Source organism: Streptomyces sp. WM6386 (assembly GCF_000972385.1).
Lineage (GTDB): Bacteria > Actinomycetota > Actinomycetes > Streptomycetales > Streptomycetaceae > Streptomyces.
The window spans coordinates 1-17,066 of sequence record NZ_JXTE01000109.1 but is presented as its reverse complement, the minus strand read 5'-3'; the positions used below and the strand labels follow the sequence as shown (position 1 = coordinate 17,066).

Sequence of the window (17,066 nt, the reverse complement as noted above, 5' to 3'; positions counted from 1 at the left end):
GCGGCTGGATCTGGGACTTCGTCGACCAGGCCCTCGAGTGCCCCCCCCCCCCGCGCAAGCGGTTCCCCGAGGCCGGACCCCCCCCAACAGATCCCCCTCACTCGGATCCCCGGCAAGCACAACCCCCTGCGCCCCCAACTCCTTGATCCGCTGCATGAACGCCTCGTAGGAAGCCCGCCCCGCCCCGGCCGTGGACCGCGCGATGATGAACCTCACCCCCACATCCCGAGCGAACGGCAACATCTCCGTAAGCCCCGCCAACGGATTCCCACTCGACGTCGAGACAAGGTCGTAGTCGTCGATGACGACGAACACCGTCGGCCCCTGCCACCAGCTCCGGTCCCGCAACTGCTGGGCCGTGACGTCGGCGGACGGCGTCCGGCGTTTCATCAACTCAGCCAACGCGGTCATGTGATGGTCCATGGCATTGGACATCGGGATGTACTCGGCCAGATGCGAATCCGGCGTGACACCCAACAACGACCGCCGGTTGTCGACCACGAAAAACTTGCACTCGTCGCCCGAATACCGCTCCGTCACCTGCTTGATGAGCAGCCGCAGCAGATTCGACTTGCCGGACTCGCTCTCGCCGAACACCACGAAGAACGGGTCCTGCTCGAAGTCGACGAAAACCGGCTCGAGATTGTCCTCGTCGAGCCCGAACGCGACCCCCCGCCGTGGGAAGCGGTTCCCCGGCGGCAGATGCGACGCGGCGAACTCGCGCGGCAGCAGCCGGACTTCAGGGGCCCCCGGCGCCTGCCAGTGCCGGGTGACCTCGGCTGCCAGCGCCGACGTCGCCTCCGCCAGCTCCGTGTCGGACGCCAGACCGTCGATGCGCGGCACCGCCGCCATGAAGTGGAGTTTGCCCGGGGACTGGCCGCGGCCCGGCACCCCGGAAGGGACGTTCGCGGCGACCTTGCGGTCAAGTTCGGAGTCCATGGTGTCGCCGAGCCGCAGCTCGAGGCGGTTCATCAGGTGGTCCTTGAGGGCGGACCTGACCTCCATCGAACGTGAGGCCGTGAGGACGAGATGGACGCCGTATCCGAGACCCCGCGCCGCGATGTCCTGGATCACCTGGTCCATCGCCTCGTACTCGGAACGGAAGTTGCCCCACCCGTCGATGACCAGGAAGACATCGCCCCACGGTTGGTCCGTGGCCGAGATCTCGCCCCTCGCCCGCTTGGTCCGGAAGTCCGCGATCGACGAGATGCCCGACGAGCGGAAGTACTCCTCGCGGCGTGTCAGTACGCCGTACACCTCGGCCACCGTGCGCCGTACCCGTTCGGGATCCAGGCGGGAGGCCACCCCGCCCACGTGGGGCAGGCCGGCCACGGCGGCCATGCCTCCGCCGCCGAAGTCGAGTCCGTAGAACTGGACTTCGTGGGGCGTGTGCGTCAGCGCGAAGGAGCAGATCAGCGATCGCAGCAGCGTCGACTTGCCGGACTGTGGGCCGCCGAGGATCTGCATATGGCCGGCCGCACCCGAGAAGTCCACCCAGAGCGCGTCACGGCGCTGCTCGTACGGCTTGTCCACCAAGCCCACCGGCACGACCAGGCGCCCCGCGCCCTCGTAGCCCGGCTGGGTCAGCCCACGCCCCTGTACGGCCGTGAGGCCCGGCAGGAGTCCGTCCAGTGACGGCGGGCTGTCCAGCGGCGGGAGCCACACCTGGTGCGCCGCCGGGCCCTGTGCCTCCAGTCGGCGCACGATCACGTCCAGCACGGTGTCGGCGAGCGCCTCGTCGACCTCCGGAGCATCCCCGTCCGCACCCGAAGACCTCTGCTGCGGCACCGGCACATACTGCACCGGCACCTCTGCCGCCGTGAACAGCACCAGCCGCCGGTCCACCGGCAGCGAACCGCCGTTCAACGCCCCGTGCCGTGCCCCCGATCGGTGGACCCCGGAGACGTACGCCGCCTTGAACCGCACCATTTCGTCCGTGCCGAACTTCAGGATCCCCGAACCCGGCACATTCGGCAGCTCGTAGGCGTCCGGCACGCCCAGCGCCGCGCGCGACTCCGCCGCGGAGAACGTCCGCAGGCCGATCCGGTACGACAGATACGTCTCCAGGCCGCGCAGCCTGCCCTCCTCCAGGCGCTGCGACGCCAACAGCAGGTGCACGCCCAGGGACCGTCCGATGCGACCGATCTGCACGAACATCTCGATGAAGTCGGGCTTCGCCGTCAGCAGCTCGCTGAACTCGTCGATCACCAACACCAGGGAAGGAATCGGCTGCAGGGGCGCGCCCGCCGCGCGCGCCTTCTCGTAGTCGTGGATGTTGGCGTAGTTGCCCGCGTCACGCAGCATCTCCTGGCGACGGTTCAGCTCGCCACGGATGGAGTCACCCATGCGGTCGACGAGGGTCAGGTCGTCCGCGAGGTTGGTGATCACGGCGGCCACGTGCGGCATCTGCGCCATCCCGGCGAAGGTCGCACCGCCCTTGAAGTCCGCGAGGACGAAGTTCAGCGTCTCCGAGGAATGCGTCACCGCCAGGCCCAGCACCAGCGTGCGCAGCAGCTCCGACTTTCCGGAGCCGGTGGCGCCCACGCACAGGCCGTGCGGCCCCATGCCCTCCTGCGCGGCCTCCTTCAGGTCCAGCATGACCGGGCGGCCGTCCTCGCCGACGCCGATCGGCACCCGCAGCCGCTCGGCGAGCGAACGCGCCCGCCAGGTGCGCTTGGTGTCGACGGACGCCGCGTCCCCGAGGTTCAGCAGGTCCGTGAACTCCAGGTTGGCGAGCAACGGTTCGTCGTCGTCACCCCCGGACGCCATGCGCAGGGGCGCCAGTTGGCGGGCGAGGGCCTCGGCGGACTCGTACGAGAGGGCGTCGGGCGTCCCCTCGTAGACGACACCGTGGCCGGACTCCAGGTGCAGCGCGCCAGGTCGTACGACGATGGAGAGGTCGCCGCCGGCCCCGGTCAGCTCGCCGGGGACGACCTCGAGAACGGTCACGCCCTGGAGTCCCTCGGGGTTGGCCAGCATGGAGTCCGGCGGCAGGGAGAGGCTGTCGAGTACGACGACGATGTGCGGCTCGTCCGGGAGCGGTGCCGCGTTCGGGTGGAACCGCGGACGGCCGGTCAGGCGGGAGGCGAGCAGGTTCTCGAGCTCGCGGCCGTCGCTGTCGATCAGCCGGCGGCTGCCCGCGCCGTCCACCGCACCGGGTGCCTGGGCGTGCGGCAGCCACTTGGCCCACTCCCAGTGGGGGAGGGCCTCCCGGCCGGCCGCGACGACGACGATCAGGTCCTCGGGCGAGTGCAGAGCGGCCAGCGAGCCGGTCATGGCGCGCGCGGAGGACCGTACCGACTGGGCGTCACCGCTGATGGTGACGTGGTAGAAGGCGCGCAGGGAGACTGCCATCGGCAGGTCGTCCAGGGTGCCGTGGGCGGCGAGGAAACGCTGCATCGCGCCCGCCGTCAGGGGCTCCAGCTGTTCCACCGGTCCGGTTTCGGGTGCGACGAGCGGAGTGGCCAGGCCCTGCGCCCCCAGACCGATGCGGACCTGGGCGAAGTCCTCGTCGCCCGAGCGTCGTTCCCACACCCGGCTGCCTTCGGCGACCAGGGCCCACAGCTGTTCGGGGGAGGGGTGGAGGTAGTACTGCGCGTCGCGCTGCGCCTTCGCGGTGTCGACCGCGGCGTCCCTGGTCCGCGCCAGATAGCTCAGGTAGTCGCTGCGCATGTCGGCGAGTTGCCCCTGGGAGCCGCGGCGGAAGCGGACCACCATCGCGACGGACATGGCCACCGTCGAGGCGATCATGACCATGCCCATGATCCTCATGAACGGCTGTCCGCTCGTGAAGAAGAACACCACCGAGCCGCCCATGCCCAGCGTCGGCAGCAACTGCATCAGCACACTCTCCTGATGCCCGCGCGGCAGCTCCGGCGGCGGCTGCAGGACGACCTCGCCCATGGGCACCTCGGACGGCAGCGCCCGCGGCGGACGCTTCACGACGATGTGGCTCACTGCTCACCAATCCCCTAGCCGGGCCACCCGAGTTCGTCCGCCTCCCCGTGTCAGGCGGCCGGAGCCCGCCGCGTGATCCTACTGACTCGCAGAGTGACCAACGGGCGGTAGGGTGCCGGATGTTCGCGTGAGCACACGTGAACGGGGGTGGCGGATCGGGGCATTCCAGCCGATCCGGAACGCAGACACCGGATCTTCACGGGGCGCACGCGCAAACGCCACCGAATCGCAGCCGCGGACACCCACGTGGGCACCCGCGCGGGCACCCACGCACATGCCGACACAGATCCACGACACAGGGGGAGCAGCACGTGAGCATGACGGCCACCGGAGCGGGACCCGGTACGGGGGCGCCGTCCGGCACGGGTACGGGACTGGGTTTCTGCCGGGTCACGATCGTCGCGCCCGACGGCCGGATCGACGTGGCACTGCCCGACGACATCCCGGTCGCCGACATCTATCCGGAGATCCTCAGGCTCTCGCAGCAGAGCCCCGCCGCGGGCGAACCGGTGGGCTACCACCTCGTACGCCGGGACGGCACCGTCCTCGACAGCTCACGTTCGTTCGCCGCCCAGCGCATCCTCGACGGCGAACTGCTGACGCTGCGGCCCTTCTCCGAGTCGCTGCCCCCCGTCGTGTTCGACGACGTGTCCGAGGCGGTCGCCTCCGCCGTGGCGCGCGACCGCTCGTTGTGGGGCGGCGAACTGACGCGCACCGCGGGCCTGGTGGGAGGAGGAGTCCTGCCGACCCTCCTCGCCTTCGTGGCCTGGACCGGCGAGCCCCGCCACGACATGAACGGCCTCCCGGGCATCCTCGCCGGGGTCGTCGGCGTACTCCTCGTCGTCCTCGCCTGCGTGCGGGCCCGGGTCTACGACGACCGGGCCTCGGCCGTCGCCCTGGGCCTCGGCGCCCTCCCCAACGTGGGCGTGGCGGGTTCCGGGCTGCTGCCGCTGGCCGACGGCCAGGGCATCGGCAAGCTGCAGTTCCTGCTCGCCTGTGCCGCCGTCCTGCTGGCCTCGGTCGTGCTGACCCTGTGCGCACCGAACGGCGACGGCCCGTTCGTCGCGTTCGTACTCGCCTCGGCCATCGGCCTTGGCGCGGCGTTCGCCGGTACCCTCGCGCACTGGACGCCGGCCGAGATCGCCGGACTGTGCGCCCCGATCGCCGTCGGGGCGCTGGCCTTCCTGCCGGGTCTGTCGATGCGCTTCGCCCGGCTGCCGATCGGCTTCGACCCGCCGAGCAACACCTCCCGCAGCGCGTACGGCGCCGCCCCCGCCGCCCAGGAGCCGCTCGACGCCGAACGCGTCGTCGCCCAGGCGCGCCGCGGCCACGAACTGCTGGTGGGTCTGGTCGGCGGCTGCGCGGTGACCGCGGTCGCGGCCTCGGCGGTCCTCGGTTTCTCCGACGGACTCTGGGCCCAGCTGCTCGCCCTCGCGACGGGCGTCGCCCTCCTGATGCGGGCTCGTCTCTTCCGCTACACGACTCAGGTCGCGCCCCTCCTGGCCGCCGGTCTCGCCTCCCTCGTACTGCTCGGCCTCGGGCTCGCGCTCAACCTGCCGGAGTCGTTGAAGAACGACGCCCAAAGGGGCGACTACGCCGGCCTCGACCTCCGCACGATCTGGCTCGTCGCGGCCATCGCGGCGGCGTCCGCCCTGGTCACCGCCATCGGTCTGATCGCTTCGCGGGGCGGGCTCACCCCGTTCTGGGGCCGCTTCATGGAGATTGCCGAGGGCTTCGTCCTGCTGACCTTGGTCCCGCTCGCGCTGGCGGTCTTCGACGTGTACGCCACTGTCCGCTCGATGACGAGCTGAACGCAGCGCAGGGAAGGACTTCCGCACGTGAGCTTCGGCCCGCAGCCGTCGATGTACACCGAGTCCACACGGACCGCGGACAAGGTGCGACGCAGACTCCGTAACCGGATCGCAGGGGCGACAGCCGCCGCTGTGATCGCCGTTCTCTGCCTGGGTGGCCGGCTGCTGTGGCACCAGCCGGACGAAGCGCCCGCGAACGAAACGACGGCCGCACAGCAGGCGCCCGACGAGGTGAGGGAGACGACCGAGCAGGTCCCCGCCTCACCCGAAGGCCACCTGATGGCCCTCGCCGTCGGCGGCGCCGGACTGAAGCACTGAGAGAGCGAAGAGGGGCGGCACGCACGCGTGCCGCCCCTCACCGTCACTCCGCCTCTTGCGGCGCCGGCTCGATGTCGAACTCCCCGTCCCGCGCACCCAGCACGAACGCCCGCCACTCCGCCTCCGTGTACCGCAGCACGGTGTCCGGTTCCAGCGAGGACCGCATGGCCACGGCACCCTCGGGCAGGTACGCGATCTCGACCCGTTCCTCGTGCTCCTCGGTGCCCGGCGCGCTGTGCCACTCGACGCCCGAGATGTCGAGGGCGTAGAGCTCGTCCCGCTCCCGCTCCTTGCGCGCCTTGATCTCCTCTGCCGTCTCCGCCATGTCCCGGCGACCCCTTCCCGACGTCGTACGACCACGATCCGAGCGCTCACCCTAGTGGCCCCCCGGGCCCCATCAGGGCGCTTCCGGAACCGGGGCGAAGGCCCCCACCTTTGCCTGGTACCCTGAGTGACGGCCGTTCGTGTACGCACCCCCGGAGCCCTTCGCTCTGGAGGCCGCGCCCAGCGGATCCCCGCCTCCCGAGTAACGGAAGCTCCCCCGAGACATAGACCGGGGGCACTCGGTGGCCATTTTCAGACTACGAGGAGTTTCGAGTGCCGCTCGATGCCGCAGTGAAGAAGCAGCTCATCGCCGAGTTCGGTCAGAAGGAGGGCGACACCGGCTCCCCCGAGGTCCAGGTCGCGATGCTCTCGCGCCGGATCTCGGACCTGACCGAGCACCTCAAGACCCACAAGCACGACCACCACTCCCGTCGTGGTCTGCTGATCCTGGTCGGTCAGCGCCGCCGCCTTCTCCAGTACCTGGCGAAGAAGGACATCCAGCGCTTCCGCGCGCTGGTCGACCGCCTCGGCATCCGCCGTGGTGCGGCGGGCGCCAAGTAAGACGTCATGAGGGAGCGGTTCCCGAAACGAGTCGGGGGCCGCTCCCTTTGCCGTACGTGCTCGCTGTACGTACGGAAACGTGCGGAGTGTCATACCTGCTTTGTAGTGTGGTAGCACAACGCAGTACACGCAGTACCACGAGGAGAAGTGCACCTCGCCGCCGCCGGTCCTCGGTAGTGGCTCCCGGGCAATGCGAACCCGGGTGCTTCGATCGAAGACCGGCCCGCACCAGACGGAGCGCTTCTCCGCCCATGTCCCCCCGCCACACGGGCGGGTCGGGACAAAAGACGAAAAGTAATGGAGAAACGCTAGTGGAGAACGAGACCCACTACGCCGAGGCCGTCATCGACAACGGCTCCTTCGGCACCCGCACCATCCGCTTCGAGACGGGCCGCCTGGCCAAGCAGGCCGCCGGCTCCGCCGTGGCGTATCTGGACGACGACACCATGGTGCTGTCGGCCACCACCGCCTCCAAGAACCCCAAGGACCAGCTCGACTTCTTCCCCCTCACGGTGGACGTCGAGGAGCGGATGTACGCCGCCGGCAAGATCCCCGGCAGCTTCTTCCGCCGTGAGGGCCGTCCCTCCGAGGACGCCATCCTCACCTGTCGTCTGATCGACCGCCCGCTGCGCCCGTCCTTCAAGAAGGGCCTGCGCAACGAGATCCAGGTCGTCGCCACGATCATGGCCCTCAACCCCGACCACCTGTACGACGTCGTGGCGATCAACGCCGCCTCCGCGTCCACGCAGCTGGCCGGTCTGCCCTTCTCCGGCCCGATCGGCGGCGTCCGCGTCGCGCTGATCAACGGCCAGTGGGTCGCCTTCCCGACGCACACCGAGCTCGAGGACGCCGTCTTCGACATGGTCGTCGCGGGCCGCGCCCTGGAGGACGGCGACGTCGCGATCATGATGGTCGAGGCCGAGGCCACCGAGAAGACCATCCAGCTGGTCGCGGGCGGCGCCGAGGCGCCGACCGAGGAGGTCGTCGCCGCCGGTCTGGAAGCCGCGAAGCCCTTCATCAAGGTGCTCTGCAAGGCCCAGGCCGACCTCGCCGCGAAGGCCGCCAAGCCGACCGGCGACTTCAAGGTCTTCCTCGACTACCAGGACGACGTCCTGGAGGCGCTCTCCGCCGCCGTCCGCCCGGAGCTCGCCTCCGCGCTGACGATCGCGGGCAAGCAGGACCGCGAGGCCGAGCTGGACCGCGTCAAGGCGCTCGCCGCCGAGAAGCTCCTGCCGGAGTTCGAGGGCCGCGAGAAGGAGATCTCCGCCGCGTACCGCTCCCTGACCAAGCAGCTCGTCCGCGAGCGCGTGATCAAGGAGAAGAAGCGCATCGACGGCCGTGGCGTGACGGACATCCGTACGCTCGCCGCCGAGGTCGAGGCCATCCCGCGTGTGCACGGCTCCGCGGTGTTCGAGCGTGGCGAGACCCAGATCCTGGGCGTCACCACCCTCAACATGCTCCGTATGGAGCAGCAGCTGGACACCCTCTCCCCGGTGACCCGCAAGCGCTACATGCACAACTACAACTTCCCGCCGTACTCCGTGGGCGAGACCGGCCGTGTCGGCTCCCCGAAGCGCCGTGAGATCGGCCATGGCGCTCTCGCCGAGCGCGCCATCGTTCCGGTCCTGCCGACGCGCGAGGAGTTCCCCTACGCGATCCGTCAGGTGTCCGAGGCGCTGAGCTCGAACGGCTCGACGTCGATGGGCTCGGTCTGCGCCTCCACCATGTCGCTGCTGAACGCCGGTGTGCCCCTCAAGGCCCCCGTCGCCGGTATCGCCATGGGCCTGATCTCCCAGGAGATCAACGGCGAGACGCACTACGTCGCCCTCACCGACATCCTCGGTGCGGAGGACGCCTTCGGCGACATGGACTTCAAGGTCGCCGGCACCAAGGAATTCGTCACCGCCCTCCAGCTGGACACCAAGCTGGACGGCATCCCCGCCTCCGTCCTGGCCGCGGCCCTCAAGCAGGCCCGTGACGCCCGCCTCCACATCCTCGACGTGATGATGGAAGCGATCGACACGCCGGACGAGATGTCCCCCAACGCCCCGCGGATCATCACCGTCAAGATTCCCGTGGACAAGATCGGTGAGGTCATCGGCCCGAAGGGCAAGATGATCAACCAGATCCAGGAGGACACCGGCGCCGACATCACGATCGAGGACGACGGCACCATCTACATCGGTGCCCAGCAGGGCTCGCAGGCCGAGGCCGCGCGCGCCACGATCAACTCGATCGCCAACCCGACCATGCCGGAGGTCGGCGAGCGCTACCTGGGTACGGTCGTCAAGACCACCACCTTCGGTGCGTTCGTGTCGCTGCTCCCGGGCAAGGACGGTCTGCTGCACATCTCGCAGATCCGCAAGCTCGCCGGCGGCAAGCGCGTGGAGAACGTCGAGGACGTCGTGGCCGTGGGCTCCAAGGTCCAGGTCGAGATCGCCGAGATCGACTCCCGCGGCAAGCTCTCCCTGATCCCGGTCATCGAGGGCGAAGAGAACGATGAGAAGAAGGACGACACCGACAAGTGACGTCGAGTAGCTCACCGGCGACGGCCCGCACCTCTTCGGAGGCGCGGGCCGTCGCCCGTACCCAAACCCTCGTCAAGGGCGCGAACGGCATCGGTACGGTCCGCAAGACCACCCTCCCGGGCGGCCTGCGCATCGTCACCGAGACGCTGCCCTCGGTCCGCTCCGCCACCTTCGGCATCTGGGCCCACGTCGGCTCCCGCGACGAGACCCCGTCCCTGAACGGCGCCACGCACTACCTGGAGCACCTGCTCTTCAAGGGCACCACGAGCAGGTCGGCGCTGGACATCTCCTCGGCGATCGACGCGGTCGGCGGCGAGATGAACGCGTTCACGGCGAAGGAGTACACGTGCTACTACGCACGCGTGCTCGACACCGACCTGCCGCTCGCCATCGACGTCGTCTGCGACATGCTCACGGGCTCGCTGATCCTCGAGGACGACGTCAACGTCGAGCGGGGCGCGATCCTCGAAGAGATCGCCATGACCGAGGACGACCCGGGCGACTGCGTGCACGACCTGTTCGCGCACACCATGTTCGGCGACAACCCCCTCGGCCGCCCGGTCCTCGGCACGGTCGACACCGTCAACGCCCTCACCGCCGACCGCATCCGCCGCTTCTACAAGAAGCACTACGACCCGACGCACCTGGTCGTGGCGGCCGCGGGCAACATCGACCACAACAAGGTCGTACGACAGGTCCGCGCGGCCTTCGAGAAGGCGGGCGCCCTCAAGAACACCGACGCCACGCCCATCGCCCCGCGCGAGGGCAAGCGCGCCCTGCGCACCGCGGGCCGCGTCGAGCTGCTCGGCCGCAAGACCGAGCAGGCGCACGTCGTCCTCGGCATGCCGGGCCTGGCCCGCACGGACGAGCGCCGCTGGTCGCTGGGCGTGCTGAACACCGCGCTGGGCGGCGGCATGTCCTCCCGGCTCTTCCAGGAGGTCCGCGAGAAGCGCGGCCTGGCCTACAGCGTGTACTCGTACACCTCGGGCTTCGCCGACTGCGGCCTGTTCGGCGTGTACGCGGGCTGCCGGCCCTCGCAGGTGCACGACGTGCTGAAGATCTGCCGCGACGAACTCGATCACGTCGCTGAGCACGGCCTGACCGACGACGAGATCGCCCGTGCCATCGGCCAGCTCCGCGGCTCCACCGTCCTCGGCCTGGAGGACACCGGTGCGCTCATGAACCGCATCGGCAAGAGTGAGCTGTGCTGGGGCGAGCAGATGTCCGTCGACGACATGCTGGCCCGGATAGCCTCGGTCACCCCGGACGACGTCCGCGCGGTCGCCCGCGACATCCTGGGACAGCGGCCCTCGCTGTCGGTCATCGGCCCGCTCAAGGACAAGCAGGCGGCGCGTCTGCACGAGGCCGTGGCCTGACCCGGTCCGAACTCCAAGACCCCGGAACCCCGGTTAAGGAAGCAAGAAGATGAGCAAGCTGCGCGTGGCGGTCCTCGGTGCCAAGGGCCGGATCGGCTCCGAGGCGGTACGGGCCGTGGAGGCCGCCGAGGACATGGAGCTGGTCGCCGCCCTGAGCCGGGGCGACAAGCTGGAGACGCTGGCCGAGACGGGCGCCCAGGTCGCCGTCGAACTGACCACGCCCGACTCGGTGATGGCCAACCTCGAGTACTGCGTCGGCCACGGCATCCACGCCGTCGTCGGTACGACGGGCTGGACCGACGAGCGCCTCGCGCAGCTGAACGGCTGGCTGGCTGCCTCCCCGGAGACGGGCGTCCTCATCGCGCCCAATTTCTCCATCGGGGCCGTCCTGAACATGAAGTTCGCGCAGATCGCCGCGCCTTACTTCGAGTCGGTGGAGGTCGTCGAACTCCACCACCCGAAGAAGGTCGACGCCCCGAGCGGCACGGCCACGCGCACGGCCCAGCTCATCGCCGCGGCCCGCGCCGCGGCGGGCACGGCCCCGGCGCCGGACGCCACGGAGACGGGCCTGGACGGCGCGCGCGGCGCGGACGTCGACGGCGTCCCCGTCCACTCCGTCCGCCTGCGCGGCCTGCTGGCCCACCAGGAGGTCCTGCTCGGCGGCGAGGGCGAGACGCTGACCATCCGCCACGACTCGCTCCACCACAGCAGCTTCATGCCGGGCATCCTGCTGGGCGCCCGCCGCGTGGTCACCACTCCTGGCGTCACCTTCGGCCTGGAACACTTCCTGGACCTGGGCTGATGCGCGCCAAGCTGTCCTACGCCATAACGGCCGCCGTCCTGGTCTTCTACTTCGTCCTGGTCGGCAGCCGTGGCGTCATGCTCATCCAGACCGGCACGCTTCTCACCGTCACCTTCGGCGTGGCGGTACTGATCCTGCCGGTCATCGGCGTGTGGTTCCTGTGGAAGAACACCCAGTTCGTCCGCAAGGCCAACCAGCTCGCCGCCGAACTCGACGCCGAGGGCGGCCTGCCCCTCGACGAGCTGCAGCGCACTCCCAGCGGCCGTATCGACCGCGACTCGGCCGACGAGGTCTTCGCCAAGCGCAAGGCCGAGACGGAGGCGGCACCCAACGACTGGCGCAGCTGGTTCCGCCTGGCCGTCGCCTACCACGACGCCCGCGACACCCCGCGCGCCCGCAAGGCGATGCAGCGCGCGATCGCCCTGCACGAGGGACGGCCGGTCCAGGCCTGACCGACGTACACCGAAGGGCCGGCCCGCGGCTGCGGACCGGCCCCTTCGACGTCTCTGCGGTTGACTCAGCCCCGCTGATACTCCGCGCCCCAAGCCTCCACCGAGTCGGCAGCCCGGTCGAACGCCTCGGGCCGCGCCAGGAAGTCCGCGTTGTGCGTGGTCAGCAGCGGCACCGCGCCCCCGGCCGCCCGGTCATGGCGTACGACGGTCAGCGCCTGTCCCTGCACCGTCCGCGGCAGCCCCAGCCAGCGCACCGGCTGCTGCACCGTCCGCACGGCGACGACCTTGTCCCAGCGCGTCGTACGCGTGAGGAGGAACCCCACCTGACGTACTCCGCGCGCGCTCACCCACACCCCCATGCGCAGCAGCCGCAGCGCGACGGCGATGACGGCGAGCGCGATCCCGAAGACCACACCGCCCTCGGACGCGGAGCCGGTGAGGGCGATGATGACCGCCGCGAACAGCACATACGAGGCGAGCAGCAACAGCAGCGCCGCCGCACCCACCCGATAGGGACCGGGCCGGTAGGGGCGCCGCCAGTGTTCGCGGTCGTCGAAGGGCAGCGCGACGTCGTCGGCTGTCTCGAATACGCGGTCGGCCGTCAGGAAGGGCAGGGGCACGACTGGTCCTCACTCAATCCATGCGGTGGGCTGTGCCCGGTGAGGCTATCCGCCGGTGTCTCCTGGATCCACCCTTGGGGGTCCATGGGGGTCCCTCCCACGCCATTTGGGGCAGTGGGGGAGAGTCAGTGTCCCTGGGACGCCTGTGACTCCTGTGTCGAGGTGGGGGAGTGATCGAGCGTCAGCGCCGGCATCCCGAGAACCAGGGACCCCACCAGCGCGGCGACGATGGTGACCCCCAGGAGCCAGCTCCCGGCTATCTGTCCCACGGAGGACTTCTCACGGGGTGGGGGAGTGACATTGCTGCGGAACCTGTCGGCCTCGGCGACGAAGGCGAACGGGACGGGCTCACGCCGACGGAACATCGGGGAGACACTCCTCTCAAGCTCGAATAAGTGACTGTTGTTGATACAGACGCACGAGTGCCACAAAAGGTGCCCTGATGCCCCGAATTCACAGAACTTCACCGAAGATGTCGCGTCCCGGCACCGAACGCCCCGATGTCAGTGCCGGGCCGTAGAGTGGGCGCCGCCCGAGAGAAGTGATGGAAGGACCCTCCGAGCCGTGACCGACACCCCCGCCGACGACCTCAAGCCCAGCTTCCGCAGCGACGTCACCGTCGAGCTGGTCAAGCACACCGCGGCCGACTCGGACGTCCTGTGGGCCGCCCGCGTCTCCACCGCCGGCGAACAGTCCCTGGAGGAGCTGCAGAAGGACCCCGAGCGTTCCAAGGGCCTCATCAACTACCTGATGAGAGACCGGCACGGCAGCCCCTTCGAGCACAACTCGATGACCTTCTTCATCAGCGCCCCGATCCTCGTCTTCCGCGAGTTCATGCGGCACCGCGTGGGCTGGTCGTACAACGAGGAGTCCGGCCGCTACAGGGAGCTCGAGCCGGTCTTCTACGTCCCCGGCGCGGACCGCAAGCTCGTCCAGGAGGGCCGCCCCGGCAAGTACGTCTTCGTCGAGGGCACCGAGGCCCAGCAGCAGCTGGTCACCCGCACGATGGAGGACTCCTACCGACAGGCGTACGAGGCCTACCAGGAGATGCTCGCCGCCGGCGTCGCCCGCGAGGTCGCCCGCGCCGTCCTCCCCGTCGGCCTGTTCTCCTCGATGTACGCCACGTGCAACGCGCGCTCGCTGATGCACTTCCTCGGCCTGCGCACCCAGCACGAACTGGCGAAGGTCCCGTCGTTCCCGCAGCGGGAGATCGAGATGGTCGGCGAGAAGATGGAGGCGGAGTGGGCCAAGCTCATGCCGCTCACCTACGCGGCCTTCAACGCGAACGGCCGTGTGGCGCCGTAACGCACCCGCGTTCTCCCTCCGGGCACAGATGTACGGGTCAGCCGTGCGAAGTGTCCGTATTGCGGCATTTAGAGAAGTTCATCTAGCCTGATCAAACGGACCCGGCACTGCTTGAACCCCCGAGCAGGCAGTGCCGGGCTCCGTCTTTGTCATGACTTTTCGCGCCCCCCGAGGGCAGACCACGCCTTGAGCAGCGAGTAGCGTGTTACCCATGGCTCCGACCTCCACTCCGCAGACCCCCTTCGGGCGGGTCCTCACCGCCATGGTCACGCCCTTCACGGCGGACGGCGCGCTCGACCTCGACGGCGCGCAGCGGCTCGCAACCCACCTGGTGGACGCAGGCAACGACGGCCTGATCATCAACGGCACCACCGGTGAGTCCCCCACCACCAGCGACGCGGAGAAAACGGACCTCGTACGAGCCGTGCTGGAAGCGGTCGGCGACCGCGCCCACGTCGTCGCCGGCGTCGGCACCAACGACACCCACCACAGCCTCGAACTCGCCCGTACGGCCGAGAAGACCGGTGCCCACGGCCTGCTCGTCGTCACGCCGTACTACAACAAGCCCCCGCAGGAGGGCCTGTACCGGCACTTCAAGGCCCTCGCCGACGCCACCGAGCTGCCGGTCATGCTCTACGACATTCCCGGCCGCAGCGGCGTCCCGATCAACACCGAGACGCTCGTCCGCCTGGCCGAGCACCCGCGCATCGTCGCCAACAAGGACGCCAAGGGCGACCTCGGCCGCGCCAGCTGGGCCATCGCCCGCTCCGGCCTCGCCTGGTACTCCGGCGACGACATGCTGAACCTGCCGCTGCTCTCCGTGGGCGCGGTCGGCTTCGTCTCGGTCGTCGGCCATCTGGTCACCCCCGAGCTGCGCGCGCTGGTGGAGGCGTACACCTGCGGCGACGTCCAGAAGGCGACCGAGATCCACCAGAAGCTGCTCCCGGTCTACACGGGCATGTTCCGCACCCAGGGCGTCATGACCACGAAGGCCGCGCTCGCCCTCCAGGGCCTGCCCGCCGGACCGCTGCGCGCCCCCATGGTGGAGCTCACGCCCGAAGAGGTCGAGCAGCTCAAGATCGATCTTGCCGCCGGCGGGGTACAGCTCTGACAACAGACTTCGCGCGCCCCAGGCGCGCAACAGACTTCACAACTGAATAAGCAGGCCACCGGTGCCTGCACCCACAACGACAACTGCTACTAGCACGAACGTCATGCGCGCCACGTGCCCTACCGGTACGTGGCGCGTGTGGTGAGGAGAGTCTTTTGAGTCATCCGCATCCTGAACTCGGTTCGCCCCCGCCGCTCCCGGAAGGCGGCCTGCGGGTCACCCCGCTCGGCGGTCTCGGCGAGATCGGCCGAAACATGACGGTCTTCGAGTACGGCGGCCGCCTTCTGATCGTCGACTGCGGTGTCCTCTTCCCCGAGGAGGAGCAGCCCGGGATCGACCTGATCCTGCCGGACTTCACGTCCATCAGGAACCGCCTCGACGACATCGAGGGCATCGTGCTCACGCACGGCCACGAGGACCACATCGGTGCCGTCCCCTTCCTGCTCCGCGAGAAGCCGGACATCCCGCTGATCGGCTCCAAGCTGACCCTCGCCCTGATCGAGGCGAAGCTCCAGGAGCACCGCATCCGCCCGTACACCCTTGAGGTGGTGGAGGGGAACCGCGAGCGCATCGGCCCCTTCGACTGCGAGTTCATCGCGGTCAACCACTCCATCCCGGACGCCCTGGCCGTGGCCATCCGCACCCCTGCGGGCATGGTGGTCCACACCGGCGACTTCAAGATGGACCAGCTCCCGCTGGACAACCGTCTGACGGACCTGCACGCGTTCGCACGTCTGAGCGAGGAGGGGATCGACCTCCTCCTCTCCGACTCGACGAACGCCGAGGTGCCCGGGTTCGTCCCGCCGGAGCGGGATATCTCCAACGTCCTGCACCAGGTCTTCGGGAACGCCCGCAAGCGGATCATCGTGGCGAGCTTCGCCAGCCACATCCACCGCATCCAGCAGATCCTGGACGCGGCCAACGAGTACGGCCGCAGGGTCGCCTTCGTCGGCCGCTCGATGGTCCGCAACATGGGCATCGCGAGGGACCTGGGCTATCTGAAGGTTCCGCCGGGCCTGGTGGTCGACGTCAAGACGCTCGACGACCTTCCCGACCGCGAGGTGGTCCTGGTCTGCACGGGCTCCCAGGGCGAACCGATGGCTGCCCTCTCCCGGATGGCCAACCGCGACCACCAGATCCGGATCGTCAACGGCGACACCGTGATCCTGGCGTCGTCCCTGATCCCCGGCAACGAGAACGCGGTCTACCGCGTGATCAACGGACTGACCCGCTGGGGCGCCAACGTCGTCCACAAGGGGAACGCCAAGGTCCATGTCTCGGGCCATGCCTCGGCCGGCGAGCTGCTGTACTTCTACAACATCTGCCGCCCGAAGAACCTGATGCCGGTCCACGGTGAGTGGCGGCACCTGCGCGCCAACGCCGAGCTCGGCGCCCTCACCGGCGTCCCGCACGACCGGATCGTCATCGCGGAGGACGGCGTCGTCGTCGACCTCATCGAGGGCAAGGCCAAGATCTCCGGCAAGGTCCAGGCGGGTTACGTGTACGTCGACGGCCTCTCGGTCGGCGACGTGGGCGAACCGGCCCTCAAGGACCGCAGGATCCTGGGCGACGAAGGCATCATCTCGGTCTTCGTGGTCCTCGACTCGTCGACCGGCAAGATCACGGGCGGACCGCACGTCCAGGCCCGTGGCTCGGGTATCGAGGACTCGGCGTTTGTCGACGTCATCCCGAGGATCACGGAGGTCCTGGAGCGCTCGGCCCAGGACGGCGTGGTCGAACCCCACCAGATGCAGCAGCTGGTGCGACGGACCCTCGGCAAGTGGGTCTCCGACACCTATCGCCGCAGGCCGATGATCCTCCCGGTGGTGGTGGAGGTCTGACGGTCTGTCGGACACCCGTACGCGTGAACCTGGAGCGGGGCGCCTCGATTTGCATCGAGG

General features: G+C 69.4%; 14 protein-coding genes. 10 read left to right on the top strand and 4 right to left on the bottom strand.

What is annotated here, in order from left to right:
* Positions 1 to 3,957, bottom strand: a 3,957-nt coding sequence (gene eccCa / locus TN53_RS38390) for a type VII secretion protein EccCa (protein WP_052745386.1), incomplete at its 3' end; no start/stop codon positions are given.
* 317 nt (positions 3,958 to 4,274) lie between these two features.
* Between eccCa and eccD the strand changes: the two genes are divergently transcribed.
* Positions 4,275 to 5,768: a type VII secretion integral membrane protein EccD gene (gene eccD / locus TN53_RS38385; protein ID WP_046263481.1), complete on the top strand. Its 1,494-nt coding sequence runs from the start codon at positions 4,275 to 4,277 to the stop codon at positions 5,766 to 5,768.
* 27 nt (positions 5,769 to 5,795) lie between these two features.
* Positions 5,796 to 6,086, top strand: a complete 291-nt coding sequence (locus TN53_RS38380; protein ID WP_046263480.1) for a hypothetical protein — start codon at positions 5,796 to 5,798, stop codon at positions 6,084 to 6,086.
* Between the two features lie 43 nt (positions 6,087 to 6,129).
* Here the strand turns inward: TN53_RS38380 and TN53_RS38375 are convergent, their stop codons facing one another.
* Entirely contained in the window at positions 6,130 to 6,411 is a 282-nt protein-coding gene (locus TN53_RS38375; protein WP_046263479.1) for a DUF397 domain-containing protein, read from the bottom strand.
* A 272-nt stretch (positions 6,412 to 6,683) separates the two neighbouring features.
* Between TN53_RS38375 and rpsO the strand changes: the two genes are divergently transcribed.
* The 5 genes from rpsO to TN53_RS38350 all read left to right on the top strand — a co-directional run bounded on the left by rpsO (position 6,684) and on the right by TN53_RS38350 (position 12,129).
* Positions 6,684 to 6,971: a 30S ribosomal protein S15 gene (gene rpsO / locus TN53_RS38370; protein WP_046263478.1), complete on the top strand. Its 288-nt coding sequence runs from the start codon at positions 6,684 to 6,686 to the stop codon at positions 6,969 to 6,971.
* 311 nt (positions 6,972 to 7,282) lie between these two features.
* Positions 7,283 to 9,499 carry a polyribonucleotide nucleotidyltransferase gene (locus tag TN53_RS38365; RefSeq protein ID WP_046263477.1) on the top strand — a complete coding sequence of 739 codons (2,217 nt, stop codon included), beginning with the start codon at positions 7,283 to 7,285 and terminating at the stop codon, positions 9,497 to 9,499.
* Entirely contained in the window at positions 9,496 to 10,875 is a 1,380-nt protein-coding gene (locus tag TN53_RS38360; RefSeq protein ID WP_046263476.1) for a M16 family metallopeptidase, read from the top strand. The genes TN53_RS38365 and TN53_RS38360 overlap by 4 nt, the downstream gene beginning before the upstream one ends.
* A 49-nt stretch (positions 10,876 to 10,924) precedes the next feature.
* Entirely contained in the window at positions 10,925 to 11,677 is a 753-nt protein-coding gene (dapB, locus tag TN53_RS38355) for a 4-hydroxy-tetrahydrodipicolinate reductase (RefSeq protein ID WP_046263475.1), read from the top strand.
* Positions 11,677 to 12,129, top strand: coding sequence for a hypothetical protein (locus TN53_RS38350; protein WP_046263474.1), 453 nt, complete (start codon positions 11,677 to 11,679; stop codon positions 12,127 to 12,129). Before dapB ends, TN53_RS38350 begins: the two co-directional genes overlap by 1 nt.
* A 65-nt stretch (positions 12,130 to 12,194) precedes the next feature.
* Here the strand turns inward: TN53_RS38350 and TN53_RS38345 are convergent, their stop codons facing one another.
* Positions 12,195 to 12,749 (bottom strand): hypothetical protein, encoded by a 555-nt coding sequence (locus TN53_RS38345; RefSeq protein ID WP_046263473.1) that lies wholly within the window; start codon positions 12,747 to 12,749, stop codon positions 12,195 to 12,197.
* Between the two features lie 125 nt (positions 12,750 to 12,874).
* Positions 12,875 to 13,114 (bottom strand): hypothetical protein, encoded by a 240-nt coding sequence (locus tag TN53_RS38340; RefSeq protein ID WP_046263472.1) that lies wholly within the window; start codon positions 13,112 to 13,114, stop codon positions 12,875 to 12,877.
* 199 nt (positions 13,115 to 13,313) lie between these two features.
* On the opposite strand from TN53_RS38340, the gene thyX reads away from it, so the two are divergent.
* The 3 genes from thyX to TN53_RS38325 all read left to right on the top strand — a co-directional run bounded on the left by thyX (position 13,314) and on the right by TN53_RS38325 (position 17,006).
* Entirely contained in the window at positions 13,314 to 14,054 is a 741-nt protein-coding gene (gene thyX, locus TN53_RS38335) for an FAD-dependent thymidylate synthase (RefSeq protein ID WP_046263471.1), read from the top strand.
* A gap of 211 nt (positions 14,055 to 14,265) precedes the next feature.
* Positions 14,266 to 15,165 (top strand): 4-hydroxy-tetrahydrodipicolinate synthase, encoded by a 900-nt coding sequence (dapA, locus tag TN53_RS38330; protein ID WP_046263470.1) that lies wholly within the window; start codon positions 14,266 to 14,268, stop codon positions 15,163 to 15,165.
* Between the two features lie 155 nt (positions 15,166 to 15,320).
* A complete protein-coding gene (locus TN53_RS38325) occupies positions 15,321 to 17,006 on the top strand; it encodes a ribonuclease J (RefSeq protein WP_046263469.1) in 1,686 nt (561 codons plus the stop codon).
* Positions 17,007 to 17,066 lie beyond the last annotated feature (60 nt).